The 14,697-nt window shown below is 66.0% G+C and carries 14 protein-coding genes and 1 pseudogene; 9 read left to right on the forward strand and 6 right to left on the reverse strand.

What is annotated here, in order from left to right; all coding sequences use genetic code 11:
• Nucleotides 1–10: 10 nt before the first annotated feature.
• Nucleotides 11–940 (reverse strand): LysR family transcriptional regulator, encoded by a 930-nt coding sequence (locus DTX69_RS29155; protein WP_284736143.1) that lies wholly within the window; start codon nucleotides 938–940, stop codon nucleotides 11–13.
• A gap of 98 nt (nucleotides 941–1,038) precedes the next feature.
• Between DTX69_RS29155 and DTX69_RS29160 the strand changes: the two genes are divergently transcribed.
• Complete coding sequence (locus tag DTX69_RS29160; RefSeq protein WP_119305113.1) at nucleotides 1,039–1,365, forward strand: hypothetical protein; 327 nt, start codon at nucleotides 1,039–1,041, stop codon at nucleotides 1,363–1,365.
• An 858-nt stretch (nucleotides 1,366–2,223) separates the two neighbouring features.
• The gene (locus DTX69_RS30470) at nucleotides 2,224–2,820 is read left to right on the forward strand and encodes a hypothetical protein (protein WP_162917678.1); all 597 of its coding nucleotides are present in this window, start codon (nucleotides 2,224–2,226) and stop codon (nucleotides 2,818–2,820) included.
• A gap of 26 nt (nucleotides 2,821–2,846) precedes the next feature.
• Here DTX69_RS30470 and DTX69_RS29170 read toward each other — a convergent pair whose 3' ends face one another.
• On the reverse strand, nucleotides 2,847–2,996 hold the full coding sequence (locus tag DTX69_RS29170; protein WP_119305115.1) for a GntR family transcriptional regulator: 150 nt from the start codon (nucleotides 2,994–2,996) through the stop codon (nucleotides 2,847–2,849).
• A 14-nt stretch (nucleotides 2,997–3,010) separates the two neighbouring features.
• Between DTX69_RS29170 and DTX69_RS29175 the strand changes: the two are divergent.
• A pseudogene (locus tag DTX69_RS29175) lies at nucleotides 3,011–3,457 on the forward strand (proline racemase family protein); the annotation flags it as partial.
• 61 nt (nucleotides 3,458–3,518) lie between these two features.
• Here DTX69_RS29175 and DTX69_RS29180 read toward each other — a convergent pair.
• Nucleotides 3,519–4,283 (reverse strand): SDR family oxidoreductase, encoded by a 765-nt coding sequence (locus DTX69_RS29180; RefSeq protein ID WP_119305127.1) that lies wholly within the window; start codon nucleotides 4,281–4,283, stop codon nucleotides 3,519–3,521.
• A 104-nt stretch (nucleotides 4,284–4,387) separates the two neighbouring features.
• Between DTX69_RS29180 and DTX69_RS29185 the strand changes: the two genes are divergently transcribed.
• Nucleotides 4,388–5,038 (forward strand): TetR/AcrR family transcriptional regulator, encoded by a 651-nt coding sequence (locus DTX69_RS29185; protein WP_119305117.1) that lies wholly within the window; start codon nucleotides 4,388–4,390, stop codon nucleotides 5,036–5,038.
• A gap of 394 nt (nucleotides 5,039–5,432) precedes the next feature.
• Here the strand turns inward: DTX69_RS29185 and DTX69_RS29190 are convergent, their stop codons facing one another.
• Nucleotides 5,433–6,287: a GNAT family N-acetyltransferase gene (locus DTX69_RS29190; RefSeq protein WP_119305118.1), complete on the reverse strand. Its 855-nt coding sequence runs from the start codon at nucleotides 6,285–6,287 to the stop codon at nucleotides 5,433–5,435.
• A 50-nt stretch (nucleotides 6,288–6,337) separates the two neighbouring features.
• Entirely contained in the window at nucleotides 6,338–6,988 is a 651-nt protein-coding gene (locus DTX69_RS29195) for a hypothetical protein (RefSeq protein ID WP_284736144.1), read from the reverse strand.
• A 144-nt stretch (nucleotides 6,989–7,132) separates the two neighbouring features.
• Here DTX69_RS29195 and DTX69_RS29200 point away from each other — a divergent pair, with 144 nt between their 5' ends.
• A complete protein-coding gene (locus tag DTX69_RS29200; protein ID WP_119305119.1) occupies nucleotides 7,133–8,062 on the forward strand; it encodes a LysR family transcriptional regulator in 930 nt (309 codons plus the stop codon).
• A gap of 39 nt (nucleotides 8,063–8,101) precedes the next feature.
• Here the strand turns inward: DTX69_RS29200 and DTX69_RS29205 are convergent, their stop codons facing one another.
• Nucleotides 8,102–8,716, reverse strand: a complete 615-nt coding sequence (locus DTX69_RS29205; protein WP_119305120.1) for a redoxin domain-containing protein — start codon at nucleotides 8,714–8,716, stop codon at nucleotides 8,102–8,104.
• Nucleotides 8,717–8,902: 186 nt separating this feature from the next.
• Between DTX69_RS29205 and argH the strand changes: the two genes are divergently transcribed.
• The 4 genes from argH to DTX69_RS29220 all read left to right on the forward strand — a co-directional run bounded on the left by argH (nucleotide 8,903) and on the right by DTX69_RS29220 (nucleotide 14,584).
• Entirely contained in the window at nucleotides 8,903–10,330 is a 1,428-nt protein-coding gene (gene argH, locus DTX69_RS29210) for an argininosuccinate lyase (RefSeq protein WP_284736145.1), read from the forward strand.
• Nucleotides 10,327–10,503 carry a hypothetical protein gene (locus tag DTX69_RS30475; protein ID WP_162917670.1) on the forward strand — a complete coding sequence of 59 codons (177 nt, stop codon included), beginning with the start codon at nucleotides 10,327–10,329 and terminating at the stop codon, nucleotides 10,501–10,503. Before argH ends, DTX69_RS30475 begins: the two co-directional genes overlap by 4 nt.
• A gap of 212 nt (nucleotides 10,504–10,715) precedes the next feature.
• On the forward strand, nucleotides 10,716–11,978 hold the full coding sequence (lysA, locus tag DTX69_RS29215; protein ID WP_119305122.1) for a diaminopimelate decarboxylase: 1,263 nt from the start codon (nucleotides 10,716–10,718) through the stop codon (nucleotides 11,976–11,978).
• 98 nt (nucleotides 11,979–12,076) lie between these two features.
• On the forward strand, nucleotides 12,077–14,584 hold the full coding sequence (locus tag DTX69_RS29220) for a TIGR02302 family protein (RefSeq protein WP_119305123.1): 2,508 nt from the start codon (nucleotides 12,077–12,079) through the stop codon (nucleotides 14,582–14,584).
• Nucleotides 14,585–14,697: the final 113 nt, after the last annotated feature.

Genomic DNA, 14,697 nt, shown 5'->3' on the forward strand with positions numbered 1-14,697 from the left:
GCCTCCATCCTCAAAGCTCCGAGACCAGCCGGACCACGATCTCACGAAGCCATGCGTGCGCCGGATCATGGTCGTAGGACGCGTGCCAGAGCAATGAAACTGCAATATCCTGCAATTCCACCGGCGGCACGCTGAGGCTAAGCCCGTATTCGGCGGCGAAGAAGCGTGCGAGCCTTGCGTGCATCGTGACCACGACCGGCGCACGCGCGACCAAGGGCGGCACTGCAAGAAAACGCGGCGTGGTGAGCACGACCGTGCGCCGCAACCCCAATTTCGCCAGCGCGTCGTCTACCACCCCGCGCTCGCCTTGGCGCAGGCTGGTGAGCACATGGGGCAGCCGCACGTAATCGTCGAGCGAGATCGGGGCCGTGATACCCGTACGTTCGGCGTTGAACATGCACAGGTACGCTTGACTGAACAGCAGACGACGCTTGTGGTGCGCCTGCCCCTCCGCGAAGTCGCCGTAGCCGACGGCGATGTCCAGACGGTCGCTGTCGAGATCGTCGAGAAGCTTCGACGAATCGATGTTGTGCAGCCGCAGACGGATCCCGGGCGCAATCTCGCACAGGTAGGCAAGGAGCGAGGGGATGATCAGGGTTTCCATGCTGTCGGGCAGCCCCACCCTGAAGGTGCGCTCCGCCGTGCGTGGGTCGAAGGCTTCGTCTCGGGAGACGAGCACCTGGATCTGGGCCAGCGCTGTCCTGACCGGCTCGACCAAGGCCAGCGCGCGCGGGGTGAGGCGCAAGCCCTCCGCACTCCGCGTCAGGAGCTCGTCGCCGAACAGGTCTCGCAGGCGCGCGAGGTTGTGGCTCATCGCCGACTGACCAAGGCCGACGCGGGCCGCGGCACGCGTGACGCTGCGCTCCGTAAGCAAGGCATCGAGGTGGACGAGTAGGTTTAGGTCGATGCGGCCTAAATTGACGTCATCGATGCCCATCATCGATCCAATCTGTTTGATCGATGATCATAGCCCGACCATCTCCCTTGGCAAGCAGCCGCGGGCATCGGGCCCGTCGCTCAAGCCATAGGAGAATCATCATGTCCATCCGTACCGCCATTCTTGCTGCCACGCTCACCTTCACTCCTCTCGGCGCGGCCCATGCCGACGGCCTGCAGCCGATGCAGGCCCAGAGCATCGATCTCGGCGAGGTGTCCGGCGTCGTTTACTACACCGTCGAGCGCGACGGTTTTCACGTCGTGACCACCCTTGTTGACGGCGAGGCCGGGATACCGGTGCGCGCCGTCTCTGTCCTCGCCCCGGGCCAGAGCGTAGTGCTCTCCACCGGTGTCACCGCCGGCGCGGTGGAGATCAGCCGGCAGGCCGACGCCTTGCTCGTCCGCGAGGTGGCAGTCGCGACGAACTGAAAAAGTAGGTACGTGCAATCAGTAGCCAGCCAACACGGGCGCCCTCCGGCGCCCGTTTTCGTTCTGCTGTCGAGTGGCAACAGGAGACGCTCATGATCATCGAAACCTGTAGCCTGCGGCTCTCGCCCGCGAAGCCCAAAGAACATCGATAGCCGACTGGAGGCGCAGCAACGGCGCAAAACGCTCTCCTGGAACCAATTTGCGCTGGCGTTGTTTATCGCGCGCACCACGCAAGGGCCTGCACGCATGGGGCCGCCACTTTCTTCCCAAGCCGTCGTTCCCCGAGTCAAAGTGGGGTGCTACAGCGATCCGTTTGTCGCAGTGCTCGCGGAAGGAAGCGGATCTCCAGCAAGGGCCGCGAAGCGAAAGCCCGCAGTCGTTCCGCGGCGCCATCGGCTTTCCTCCGACGACGCGCAACATCTGCCGACTCTCATAGCGGGGATGATAGGATGTCTGCTCTTGGCGGGCAGCGGCACGGGCTGGTGGTACGCAATGGTTGCTGCCGTGCCGCGCGATCCGGCAGATGCCCACGTTGTTGCTGCGATGTCGCAGGACATAGGACCTGCCGCTCCAGCGTTCCGGGCGACACCTGCAATGCCGGTTCTGAGCGCCATTGGGCAGGTGGCGACTGGTTTCCTGCCGTATGACTGGTCAATCGATCCGGTACCGTCTCAACCTACCGCAATCGGGATCAAAGCGGCCGCGCTTCCCGCCCAGCCTTCGGTGGTCACGGCGGCGCCAGCAGCTTCCGATTTGGTGATCGCAGCGATTGCACCCGCCCCGACTCCTTCGATAGCCGCACCGCCAGCACCGCCAATTGAAGAGAGTGGCGGCGTGTGGCCGGACGTAGGAACGAGCATGCCGGCCGGCACGCGAGACAGAAGTGATCAGGGCGGGCTCAGTCCCTCCTTCGGTGATCCATACCCCGACAAGCCGGAGAGCGCGTCCCCGAGCGTTACGACTGCTTCGGACACAAGTAGGGGCTCGGATCGCTCGCAGCCGTCGAGCAACGGTGCGCCGGCCAAGAACCAGCAAGACAGCACTGGGAAAGCGGCTCCTTCGGGCTCGACCGGCGAGCAGGACACCAGAGACAGCGCGAGCCCTGGCCAGGGCAGCAACGACGGCGAGGACTCTGCCGATCACGAAAAGAATGGTGAGGGCGACAGCAACGCCGACAACGACAGAGAGGGCGGCAGCGAGGGCGAAAGCGACGACAACGACAGGGAGGGCGGCGACGAGGGCGAAAGCAACGACGACAACGACAGAGGAGGTGGCGACGAAAGTAAGAGCGACGACAACGACAGAGGGGGTAACGACGAAGGCAAAAGCGGCGACGACAACGACAGGAAGGCCGATAGGGGCAAGAGCGACGCCGACAAGGACAAAGAGGGCCGCGGTAAGGGCAAGGACGGAAAGGACCGTGGCGGCCGAGGAAACGGCAAAGGCTCTCGCTGATTGTCTCTCGAGGGAAGACGGCAGCTTCACTCCGCCGCGTGCGTCTGCCCCAGCGCCATGTCGGTGGCGTAGTTCTCTTTCATGAAGTCGATGAAGCTGTCGCGGAACTGGCGCGTGTGGTCGCGCGCGAGCCGGTCGGCGCGTTCGACATCGCCGGCCTTGATCGCCGCCAGCATGTCGCAACGCGCGCGCCCTCGTGGACGTCGGCCTCGCGCTCAAGCAGATCATTGCGGAGCAAGCCTCTGTCCGGCACCCGGAACTGCCTTCACTCACTGAACTCGCCTACGTGATGTTCCGCAGTACCGAGCCGGACGGCGCCATCCGCACCTGTACGGCACTGGAGGCCGGCCGGGTCGACCGCTCTCCCTGCGGCACCGGTAGCTCCGCCAACCTCGCTGTTCTGCACGCCCGCGGCGTTGTGACGGTCGGCGATACCAGACGGTCGCGTTCCATCATCGGCGGCGAGTTCACCATCGAGGCGACCGGCGAAACGACCATTGCCGGCCGCCCGGCCATCCTGCCGCGCATTACCGGCTCCGCGTGGGTCTACGGCCGCGAGTATCTTCGCATGGATCAAGGCGATCCGTTTCCCATCGGTTTCGCCCTCTCCGACACCTGGGGACCGGACATCACCTGACAGCACGACCACCGCGCGGTGATGCTGGCAGCCGCGCGGTGGCCGCTGTCACGCGGCTTCTTTACGTCCGCGTGACGGAGAACCCGCCATCGACCAGATGCGCCGTGCCGGTCACGAACGCCGAATCATCCGACGCGAGATACAGCACCGAGCGCGCGAGCTCTTCCGGCGTTCCGGCGCGCTTCAGGGCGTGCAGGTTGGTGAGCCACGCCTGCTTGTCCTCGGTGTCGTTGAATTCGCGGTACATCGGCGTGTCGATGGCACCCGGCAGCACCACGTTCACGCGCACGCCCTGCGGCCCATATTCCGATGCCAGCACCTGCGTCAGGCCGACCAGCGCGGCCTTGGTCGCTGCGTACGCCGCCGTGCCGGGAAAGCCGACGGTGTTGCCGGCGATGCTGGCAGTGAAGATGATCGAGCCGCTGCCCTGTTTCAGCATCGCCGGAATCTGGTGCTTGGCGCCGAGAAACGCGCTGGTGAGGTTGACCGCGAGCGCCTCGTTCCAGGCCGCAAGGTCGACCTTGGTGGTCGGCCCGATCGGACCGAGCGTGCCGGCATTGTTGAACGCCGCATCGAGCCGGCCGTAGCTCTTGAGCGCGGCCGCCACCAGGTCCTTCGCGTAGGCTTCCGACTGCACGTCGCCGGCAAGCGCCAGCGCCTCGCCGCCCTCCGCCTTGATCTCGCGCACCAGCTGGCTGAGCTCCGCCTCTCGGCGCGCGCCCACCACCACCTTCGCCCCTGCCTCGGCAAATAACTTCGCGGCGGCGCGGCCGATCCCGGAGCTGGCACCTGTGACGATCGCGACCTTTCCGCTCAATCTCGACATGACATTCTCCATTTCTGTAATGATCGACACAGAAACAGCTAGGGAGCTTGCCAAAACGAGTCAAGCGAATTATGTATTACCCGACACAGAAATAAGGAGAACGCATGGTCGGCCGCGGCCGCCCGCGCAGCTTTGATCGCGATGCCGCCCTCAGCGCGGCCATGAACACCTTCTGGCAGTTCGGCTACGAGGGCGCGTCGATGTCTGCGCTCACGGAAGCCATGGGCATCAACTCGCCCTCTCTCTATGCCTGCTTCGGCTCGAAGGAAGGCTTGTTCCGTGAAGCGGTGGATCTCTATCTGGCAACCGAGGACAAGAAGACGCGCAGCAAGCTCTCCGAGGCGCCGACCGCGCGCGATGCCGTGCAAGCCATGCTCCAGCGCACCATCGGCAATCTCACGGATTCAGGTTGCCGCGGCTGCCTCCTGGTGCTGGGCGATACCAATGCATCACCGGAGAATGCCGGCGTTCACCAGTACCTCGCGCAGCGTCGCAAGGAGATCCAGGCCGCGCTCGAGGAGCGCCTGCGCCGCGGCATCGCCGAGGGCGATCTGCCGTCCGATGCCGACGTCAGGTCGATCGCCGCCTTCTACATCACGGTCATGCAGGGCCTGTCCTTGCGCGCCCGTGACGGGGCCTCGCGCGAGGCGATGACGAAGGTCGCCGACGCGGCGATGATGGCGTGGGATGCCCTCATCGCAACGCCCGCGCAGCGCAAAGCGAGGACCGCCGCCAGATCGCGTGTCCGAAAGTGAGAGGCTGCGGGTTCGTCCTATGCCCGCCACGGCGTGGGAAGCAAGTCGGTAGAAGAGGAACATAGGGCGCAGATATCGGATCAAAGTCCGCGCACCTGCAGCTCACAAAGTCGTGCGATCGCGCCGGGGCGTGATCCGCTTCACAGCGCGCGGCGTTCCGGTATTCTATGCTCCGGTCATCGCCGGTGGAGCATTTGGGCTCGGGCGACCTCTTTTCGAACATAGTCTTTTTGGGAGGACGGGCAATGCTGCCGTTCGACTCCTACCGCGAGGTGCTCGCGGAGCACGCGCGCGGCCACCATTTCGTGATGAGCGCATGGATCGTCGTGGCGGTGATCGCAGTCTTGTTGGTGGTGTTTGCTTAGATCCTCAAGGCGCGCTGCGCCGGCCTGCCTCAATAGAGGATCGACGGCAGGTAGGCACCCTGCGGCTCCTGATAGGGACCCATCGTCATCAGCGTCATTGGCTGGACGATGCGCAGGCCGCGCGCGAGGCACCAGCGTACCAGGCCGCTATTGCGGGTCGGCACCATGAAGCCGGGCCCCGGGAACGAGGGTGCCGCTCCGATCAGCGCTTGCAGATCCTCGACCGTCTCGGCCACCGCGTGGCCGAAGAAGCCGATCCCGGTGGTATAGCCGGTCACCCGGCCTTGACGCTCGACCACCATCGCCGTGCCCTGCGCGGTTGCCGCGCTGAGTTCGCCGGAGCGGGCGTGCCCATGCACGCGCCGGCACAGCGCATCGGCCGCTTCGATATCCGCCGCGCGCGCCGTGCGCACGGCGTAGCCCTCCATCCGCAGCCCAAGCGCTGGCCCCTGCATGATGGACAGGGGCTCGCGCGCCTCGAAGCCGAGCTTGGTGTACAGCGACATGGATCGATTGTGATAGGCGGCCTGCAGCAGGCGCACGGAGGGAATGCCGCGCTCGCGCGCCCGTTCGATCACCGCTTCCATCAGCCTGCGGCCGAGGCCGTTGTTCTGCGCTGCCGGATCGATGGTGATCGGACCGACGCCGGCGACCACGCCATCCTCCCACAGGAAGTTGCTGCCGACGACGCGGCCCGCCGCCTCGGCCACCACGCCGTAAATGTCCTCGCGCGAGACCAGGTGCTCCATGAGCCCCATGGCGGTTTCCGGATCGGGAAAGTCGGGCGCAAAATTATGCCGCTCGGCGATGGTCTTGAACGCCTCGTAGCAGATGACGCCGGCCGCCGCAGTGTCCGCTGCAGTCGCGGCGCGCAAGGTCGGCATTGGTGACGGGGCTCCTGAATCGGGACTCATGTCGTAGACTCTCCGCTTTCTTACTGCTGATGCGTGGCGTGCGTATGCGCGCCGGTGTGGTGTGCGCACGAGACCGCCGGATTGTACGGCGCGAACACACCGTTCGGATTGTCGCGATAGATCCACACGTGCCGGTCATAGTGCGGCTCGAACATGTGCGCCTCGTCGGCCGGCGTCTGCGGATCATCCTTCATCGTGTCGTATTCCACGCCGTGGAAGCTCGGCGGCGCGGCGTGGCCGGTCGCGTGCCAAGCCTTGGCGAAGACGAGGTTCTCCACCGCAACCAGCTCGAGCGAGCCGTCCGCTTGCGGCTCGTAGATCAGGATCGACGGCTTCAGGAAATCCGTGTGCGTGCCGTTGCCATCGACGCGCGGCGAGGGCGGCGCGCTGATGCCGAGCAGCTCAGGGCGGAAATAATGGATGCCCATCGCGCCGAGCGCGGCCGGCTTGCCCATCATCTCTGCGGTGTCGCACAGATCGAATGGATCGCGGAGATAGCCTTCCGCGACCGCCACCTCGACATCGCGGAAGCGCTCGGTCGCGCGGCGCACCTCCTCAAGCGTGGGCTCGCCGGGTGCGGGCTGATAGGTCTGCCCGGCCTGTGCCGGGGCAAGGTGTGCAGCAAGGCTCAGACACGTGAGCGCGAGCAGGGTTCTGGGCGTGCGAAACATGCATGTCCTTTCCAGCGAGTTTTTTCGATGCTGATAGCGCGCACCGGGCGCGCGGAATGTGACGGCGAACATAGTTTCGCCTGGACCCTTGGCGGAATACATCGGCTTGCACAATCGTGCTGCACGAATGCAGTATGAACCGCCATGCGGTGGAATGATTTCCTATACGTTCTCGCGGTGGTGCAGACCGGCTCGGCACTGCGCGCGGCAGAGCGGCTGGGCGTCAACCAGGCCACCGTTCTGCGCCGGTTGGACGCGATCGAGGCCGCCGCCGGAGCGCAGTTCTTCGAGCGGCGGCGCTCAGGCCTGAAGCCAACCGAGATCGGCCGCCTCGCGGCGGAAGCGGCGCTGCGGATGGAGCGCGAGGCGCAGGCATTCGAGAACACGCTCGCCGCGCGCCGGCGGACCCTCGCCGGATCGGTGCGCCTGACGACCAGCGTGGGATTGGCCGACCGGCTCGTCATACCGGGGATGCGCGCGTTCCAGTCGCTCTATCCATCCATCGTGGTGGAACTGCTGGTCGCCGACGAATTCCTCGACATCGCTAGCGGCGAAGCAGATGTGGCACTGCGCGCGGGTTCAGGTCCGGAGGGCGCCGGCATCGTCGCCCGGCGCCTGCCGGACCAGTATTGGACGGTCTATTGCAGCCACGCCTACGCTGCCGAGCGCGGTGTTCCCGGGGACCGCGCTGCCATCCGCGGGCACGAGATTGTCGGCCTGGACGGGCTGATGGGACGGCTGCCCGCGTGGCTCTGGCTGAAGGAGTCCGCGCCCGACGCGGTGGTGCGGTTCCGCAGCAACAGCCTCGTCAATCTGGTCTCCAATCTGAAAGCGGGCCTCGGCCTTGGTGTGCTGCCGACTCTGATCGGCGATGCCGAGCCGGAGCTGATGCGGTGCCTTCCACCACCGCCGGAGTTGCGCTCCGAGCTATGGCTGATCGTGCGCGAGGACATCAAGGCCCAGCCCCATGTACGGGCCCTCACCGATTTCCTCGCGAACTACATCCGCGGGATTACCTCCAGCGCTACCGATGCACGTGACGCGTCGGAAAACGCGCCGCTGGTTGCGGAATAAGCCGTACGCCGCGTCCCGAAGCTTTCACGTGCGCGAGGCCTACTCGCATTTCTCCAGCTCGTCCTCCATCACCGTCCCATCGGCGATGAACGCTTTCACCGCCTCCAGCGCCTTGCCACAGTGCCAGCGCGCATCGCCGGTGAGCTTGGCCTTGACCGTGCCGTCGCGTGCCACCAGCAGGCTGGTGGGCAGCGCGATGATCTTCGCCACCGTGTCGATGGTGCGGTCGCGGTCGATCAAGGCGGGGAGCTCGCCGGCGCCGTGCTTCTCCAGGAATGGCTCGATCTTGGAAAGGTCGCGCTCGTCGATCGCGATGGTGACGACCTGGAAGTTCTCCCCGCCCAATTCCCGCTGCAACTCGCCCAGGGACGGCAGCTCCTCGATGCAGGGCGCGCACCAGGTCGCCCACAAATTGACCAGCAGCGCCTTGCCGCGATAGGGCGCCATGTCGGCCGGCTGCCCCGCGCCGTCGACCGGCGCCACCCGGTTGAAGTCGCCCTCCATCGGAACGAAGCGGCCCGTCGGCGCGCCGGTTGCGGGATCGGTCACGGCGGCCGTGGGCGCCGGCTCCAGGGGCTGGTGATACAGCAACGCCCCCACCACGCCGATGACCGAAAGCACCGCCGCGATCGCGATGAGCAGAAGGCGATTCATCGCGGCTGGCTCCCAGTCCCCCAACTTCGGGGGCTATCGCATATGACGAACGCACGCTGTGGTCCCCTCCCCCAAGTCGGGGAAGGGGGAATCAGCGCGGGCTTGTCATAAGCGATCGCCCTGTGCTTGACCCGGTCGCGCGTGTCGGCCACAAGACGGGGGCAATCGGGGACCATGTTGCACGCGATGGACAAGAAACCCTCCAAACCGGCTACTCAGAAGAACACGCAATCCGGCGCCAGCCAGATGTGGGGCGGCCGGTTTGCCGCCGGTCCAGCTGCGATCATGCAGCAGATTAACGCCTCCATTGATGTGGACAAGCGCCTCTACAAGGAGGACATCCAGGGTTCCCTCGCCCACGCCGCGATGCTGGTGAAGCAGGGCATCCTGACGAAAGAGGATGGCGACGCCATCGCGGACGGTCTCACGCGCATCCGCAAGGAGATCGACCAAGGCCGGTTCGAGTTCCAGACCGCGCTCGAAGACATCCACATGAACGTGGAATCGCGCCTGCGCGAATTGATCGGCGACGCGGCCGGGCGGCTGCACACTGCGCGCTCGCGCAACGACCAGGTGGCGACCGACTTCCGCCTGTGGGTGCGCGGCGCGATCGACGATCTGTCCGCCGCGCTCAAGGATCTCATCCACGCCTTGCTCGACCGTGCCGAGGAACACGCCGCGACGGTGATGCCGGGCTACACCCATCTGCAGCCCGCGCAGCCTGTCACCTTCGGCCATCATCTGATGGCGTATGTGGAGATGCTGGGTCGCGATCTCGGCCGCCTGACGGACTGCCGCACGCGCCTGAACGAATGCCCGCTCGGCGCCGCGGCGCTCGCTGGTACACCCTTCCCGATCGACCGCCATGCGACCGCACAGGCGCTCGGCTTCGACCGGCCGACGGCGAACTCGATGGACAGCGTGTCGAGCCGCGACTTCGCGCTGGAATATCTCGCCGCCCTCTCGATTCTCGGCGCGCATCTCTCGCGCTTCGCCGAGGAGATCGTGATCTGGATGAGCGACGGCTTCCGCTTCATCTCCTTGAGCGATGCCTACACCACCGGCTCGTCCATCATGCCGCAGAAGCGCAACCCCGACGCCGCGGAGCTGGTGCGTGGCAAGGTCGGACAGGTGGTCGGCGCGCTCACGCAGTTGCTGATCATCGTGAAGGGCCTGCCGCTCAGCTACGGCAAGGATCTGCAGGACGACAAGGCGCCGACCTTCGCGGCGTCTGATGCGATGGCGCTCAGCGTCGCCGCGATGGCCGGCATGGTGCGCGACATGAAGGTCAACGCCGACCGCATGCGCCAGGCGACCGACGGCGGCTTCCTGACCGCGACGGATCTTGCCGACTGGCTGGTGCGGCAGCTCAACATGCCGTTCCGCAACGCCCATCACGTGACCGGCGAGCTGGTGCGCCTCGCGGAGTCGAAGAACTGCCGCTTGCAGGACCTGTCGCTCGCCGAGATGCAAAAGGTGGAGCCGCGCATCACCGATGGGCTATTCTCCGTCCTCGGCGTCGATCAGTCGGTGGCCAGCCGCAAGTCTTATGGCGGAACAGCCCCCGACACCGTACGGCGCGCCATCGCAGAGGCACGGGAGCGATTCAAATGAGACGGCGTGGAATCTTCGGACGGTTGATGCTGGCGGCGCTGCTCGGTGCGCTGGCGCTGATGCCTGCCGCCTGCGGCAAAAAGGGCGCGCCGGTGCTGCCGCCCGGAAAGACAGACGAGTTCCCGCACCAGTACCCCCGGAGCACCGAGCCCCAGCAGGGCGTGTTCAACTGATGCCGCGCAATATGGACGCCATGGACTCCAAGCATTCCCCCTTTCGTCATGGCCAGCCGACGCATGTCGGCATTCGCCGACAGGCTTGGCCCGATCATCCACAAGTTTCGCTGAGCCAGATCGTCCTGCTTCAGGCAAACTCGTGGATCCTCGTGCCGAGCACGAGGATGACGGGATTTGCGGCCCCGTTAGCCGTCAGCCGGTAATACCTCATGACTCACTTCCCCTACATCGACGGCGAATTGCACGTCGAGCAGGTGCCGGTGCGGCGGATCGCGGAGGCGGTCGGCACGCCGTTCTACTGCTATTCGACCGCAGCCCTCAGCGACAACTACCAGGCCTATGTCGATACGCTCGGCAAGCTCGGTGTCGACGTCTTCTATTCGCTGAAGGCGAACTCCAACCAGGCAATCATCCGCACCCTTGGCAAGCTCGGCGCCGGTGCCGATGTCGTCTCCGTCGGCGAGATGTATCGCGCGCTCAAGGCCGGCATCCCTGCCGAGCGCATCGTTTTCGCCGGCGTCGGCAAGACCATCGACGAGATGGAGGCGGCGCTGAAGGCCGGCATCTACCAGTTCAACGTCGAGAGTTTCGGCGAGCTCGAAACCTTGAGCGACGTGGCATCACGCCTCGGCGTGACGGCGCCGGTGACGCTGCGCATCAACCCCGACGTCGATGCCAAGACCCACGCCAAGATCTCTACCGGCAAGGCGGAGAACAAGTTCGGCATCGACATCGATCATGCCGCGCAGTTCTATTCCGCCGCCGCGCGCATGAGGGGCATCAGGATCGTCGGCCTCGCCGTCCACATCGGCTCGCAGCTCACGGATATCGCACCCTATCGCGCCGCGTTCCTCAAGATCGCCGAGCTCGCGCAAACCTTGCGCAAGGCGGGCCTCCCTGTGGAGCGCATCGATCTCGGCGGTGGCATCGGCATCGCCTACCGCGCCGAGAGCACCATTGACCTCAAGGACTATGCGGCCCTGGTGCAGGAGATCATCGCACCGCTCGGCACGAAGATCGAAATCGAGCCCGGCCGCAGCATCGTCGGCAATGCCGGCCTGCTGGTCTCGCGCGTTATCAACGTGAAGCCGGGCGTCAGTCGCAAATTTGTGATCGTCGATGCCGCGATGAACGACCTCATCCGCCCGAGCCTCTACGACGCGTATCACGACATCATCCCCATTGCCCTGCCACCCAGCGATGCGCCGGTCGAGCGGTGCGACGTGGTCGGTCCGATCTGCGAGACCGGCGACCGCTTCGCCGAGCAGCGGCCCCTCCCCCCGGTGAAGCCGGGGGATTTGGTGGCATTCGCGACCGCCGGCGCCTACGGCTCGGTCATGTCCTCGACCTACAACACCCGCCTGCCGGCGGCCGAGGTGCTGGTTGAGGGCGGCCGTTTCGACGTGGTGCGGCCGCGGCCATCTTATGACCACATTATCGATCTAGACAGAATTCCTGACTGGCTGGCCTGACACACTTTGCGACAACCTTGCCCTCGCAATCGAACCAATTGCCGGCTAGATTGTTAACCAATCTGGGTTAGGATCGGATCGGAAGGCCGGCGCGACCCATGCAGGACCCGAAACCCTCTCTGCGTTCGCAGGCTGCCACCGATCCAATGGCGGCGCTGCCGGCTCGCGTCCGCTTCTGGACCTGGACTGCTTGGCTGCTGATGGTGCTGGAGCAGACCGTGCGGTCGCTCGGCCCGGCCCTGGCGGTGATCGGCGTCTTTGCCATTCTCAGCCTGTTCGACGTCTTCAGCGCCCTGCCCTTGTGGCTCCATTGGAGCCTGCTGGCGCTGTTCGCCGCAGCGCTCATTGCGGGCCTGTGGTGGGGCTTCCGGACTTGGCGCCCGCCGCTGCGCAGCGATGCCCTCCACCGGCTGGAGGCCGATAGCGGCCTCGTTCACCGGCCCCTCACCCATTTGACCGACCGGCAGGCCAGCAACCTGGTCGACCCCTGGGCCACTGTCCTCTGGGCGCATCATCAGAAGCGGCTGCTCGCCGGCCTTGGCGAGCTGACCCTGGCGCGGCGGCCCAGCAATGTGGCGCGCCGTGATCCGCTGGCGTTGCGCGGGCTCGCCGTCCTGCTGCTGGCGCTAGGCATCGCCATCGCCTGGGATCAGTCCGGCACCCGCCTGTTCGCCGCTGTGACGCCGCAGGCGCGCAGCACCGCTGACCTCTCCACCATCACGGTTGAAGCCTGGATTACACCGCCGGACTACACCCGCCTGGCACCCATCGCACTGAAGGCCGACCCCGCCGCGGAGTCGACCGAGGAGCCGGTGGAAGCCGCCGACGCCACCCCGATCGAGACACCCGTCGGCAGCAAGCTGCTGGTCCAGATCCAGGGGCTCGATGGTGCCGCCAGCCTCAATGCCAACAACGCCACCAAGCCGCTGGAGATGCTGGACAGCGAGACCCAACGCGCCGAGCTGGTGCTGAAGGAGGGCGACAAGATCGGCATTTCCGGCGGCGGGCTCGATGTCGGCTGGCCGATCGCGCTTCGGCCCGACCTGCCGCCGACCGCGGCCTTGCAGCAACCGCGCGCGACGGAGCGTGCCGTCCTGCAGGTGGCCTATGGCGGCAAGGATGATTTCGGCGTCACCGACATGCGCCTGGTGATCACCCAGGGCGAAGACTCATTCGAGCTGCCGCTGACCGCCCATGGCGCCGATCCGCGCCAGGTGAAAGGTGCCAGCTATCAGGACCTGACCGCCCATCCCTGGGCCGGCCTTCCGGTCGAGCTGCGCGCGGTCGCGCGCGATGCGCTGGATCAGATCGGCGCCTCCGCGCCCGTTGCCATGACCCTGCCCGAGCGCAAGTTCTATCACCCGGTGGCGCGCGCCATCATCGAGCAGCGCAAGCGCCTGGCCAAGGATGGCGGCGCCAGCGCGCTGCCCGTCGCGCGCAAGCTGATCCAGTTGATGATTCAGCCGGAGGCCTTCGACAACAGCATCACCACCTTCATGGCGCTGGACTTCGCGGTGAAGCGCATGACCTCCAATGCCATGGACAAGGAGGAACTGGGCAGCGTCATGCAGCTCATGTGGGACACCGCCCTGGCGCTCGAGGATGGCGGCGTCTCCATGGCGATGCGCGAGCTCAGGCGGCTGCAGCGCGAGCTCGAGGAAGCGCTGGCGCGCGGCGCCTCCGATGAAGAGATCGAGCGCCTGATGAACGAGCTGCAGCAGGCGATGAACGAATATCTGCGCCAGATGCAGGAGCAGCTGGCCCAGGCGATGCAGAAGGGCATGGAGCTCGGCCGGCTCGATCCCAACGCGCTCCAGCTCTCGCAGCAGGATCTGAACCAGATGCTGAACGAGGCCCGCCGCATGGCGCAGAACGGCGCGCGTGAATCCGCGCAGCAGATGCTGCAGCAGCTGCAGAACATGCTGGAGAATTTGCAGATGGCGATGCCGATGCCGGGACAGGGCAACGGCCAGGCGCAGCGCATGATGAACGACCTCGGCAAGATCATGCAGGAGCAGCAGCAATTGCTGCAGGACACCTTCCGCCGGCAGCGTGGCCAGCAGCCCGGCCAGGGCCAAGGGCAGCAGGAGCAGGGCATGGGCGAAGGCACCGGCCAGGGCATGCCCGGCGGCAACGGCGCGGATGCGCAGGAGGCCTTGCGCCAGCAGCTCGGCGAGCTGATGCGCCGCTTCGGCAACGCGACCGGCGACATCCCGCAGGGTCTGGGCCAGGCCGAGCAGTTCATGCGCGGCGCCACCGACGCGCTGCGCGGCGAGCAGCTCGACAGCGCGGCCCAGGCGCAGAACGACGCGCTCGAGCAGTTGAAGCAGGGCATGCAGCAGATGAGCGAAGCGATGCGCCAGCAGATGGGCGCCCAGCGCGGCCCCGGCCAGCGCGACCCGATGGATCCCTTCGGCCGCGCGCTGAGCGACGACGAAGGCCCCGGCGGCGACGCCTTCGCCCGCGAAGGCTCGGACGTCGTGCCGCTCGACGAGCAACTCGACCGCAGCCGCCAGATCTTCGAAGAGCTCCGCCAACGCCGCAACCAGCCCTTCCGCCCCAAGATCGAGCGCGACTATCTCGACCGGCTGCTGCGGCAGTTCTAGAGCGTGATTCCTTCATTCTGGAGCGTATCCTGAGTTTCTGAAGTAGTTAGCGCATTCCTGTGGTGTGAAGACGTCGATGAGCTGACCGATGCCGCGCCAGGTGGTTTCGATGG

The organism is Dongia deserti, assembly GCF_003574735.1.
Taxonomy (GTDB): domain Bacteria; phylum Pseudomonadota; class Alphaproteobacteria; order Dongiales; family Dongiaceae; genus Dongia_A; species Dongia_A deserti.

What these genes read in the sequence shown, in the direction of transcription:
- DTX69_RS29180 (WP_119305127.1), bottom strand. Translation starts at nt 4,283, where the DNA reads ATGTCGAGATTGAGCGGAAAGGTCGCGATCGTCACAGGTGCCAGCTCC.
- lysA (WP_119305122.1), top strand. Translation starts at nt 10,716, where the DNA reads ATGACTCACTTCCCCTACATCGACGGCGAATTGCACGTCGAGCAGGTG.
- DTX69_RS29185 (WP_119305117.1), top strand. Translation starts at nt 4,388, where the DNA reads ATGGTCGGCCGCGGCCGCCCGCGCAGCTTTGATCGCGATGCCGCCCTC.
- DTX69_RS30470 (WP_162917678.1), top strand. Translation starts at nt 2,224, where the DNA reads ATGCCGGCCGGCACGCGAGACAGAAGTGATCAGGGCGGGCTCAGTCCC.
- DTX69_RS30475 (WP_162917670.1), top strand. Translation starts at nt 10,327, where the DNA reads ATGAGACGGCGTGGAATCTTCGGACGGTTGATGCTGGCGGCGCTGCTC.
- DTX69_RS29160 (WP_119305113.1), top strand. Translation starts at nt 1,039, where the DNA reads ATGTCCATCCGTACCGCCATTCTTGCTGCCACGCTCACCTTCACTCCT.
- DTX69_RS29170 (WP_119305115.1), bottom strand. Translation starts at nt 2,996, where the DNA reads ATGCTGGCGGCGATCAAGGCCGGCGATGTCGAACGCGCCGACCGGCTC.
- DTX69_RS29205 (WP_119305120.1), bottom strand. Translation starts at nt 8,716, where the DNA reads ATGAATCGCCTTCTGCTCATCGCGATCGCGGCGGTGCTTTCGGTCATC.
- DTX69_RS29190 (WP_119305118.1), bottom strand. Translation starts at nt 6,287, where the DNA reads ATGCCGACCTTGCGCGCCGCGACTGCAGCGGACACTGCGGCGGCCGGC.
- DTX69_RS29200 (WP_119305119.1), top strand. Translation starts at nt 7,133, where the DNA reads ATGCGGTGGAATGATTTCCTATACGTTCTCGCGGTGGTGCAGACCGGC.
- DTX69_RS29155 (WP_284736143.1), bottom strand. Translation starts at nt 940, where the DNA reads ATGATGGGCATCGATGACGTCAATTTAGGCCGCATCGACCTAAACCTA.
- DTX69_RS29195 (WP_284736144.1), bottom strand. Translation starts at nt 6,988, where the DNA reads ATGTTTCGCACGCCCAGAACCCTGCTCGCGCTCACGTGTCTGAGCCTT.
- DTX69_RS29220 (WP_119305123.1), top strand. Translation starts at nt 12,077, where the DNA reads ATGCAGGACCCGAAACCCTCTCTGCGTTCGCAGGCTGCCACCGATCCA.
- argH (WP_284736145.1), top strand. Translation starts at nt 8,903, where the DNA reads ATGGACAAGAAACCCTCCAAACCGGCTACTCAGAAGAACACGCAATCC.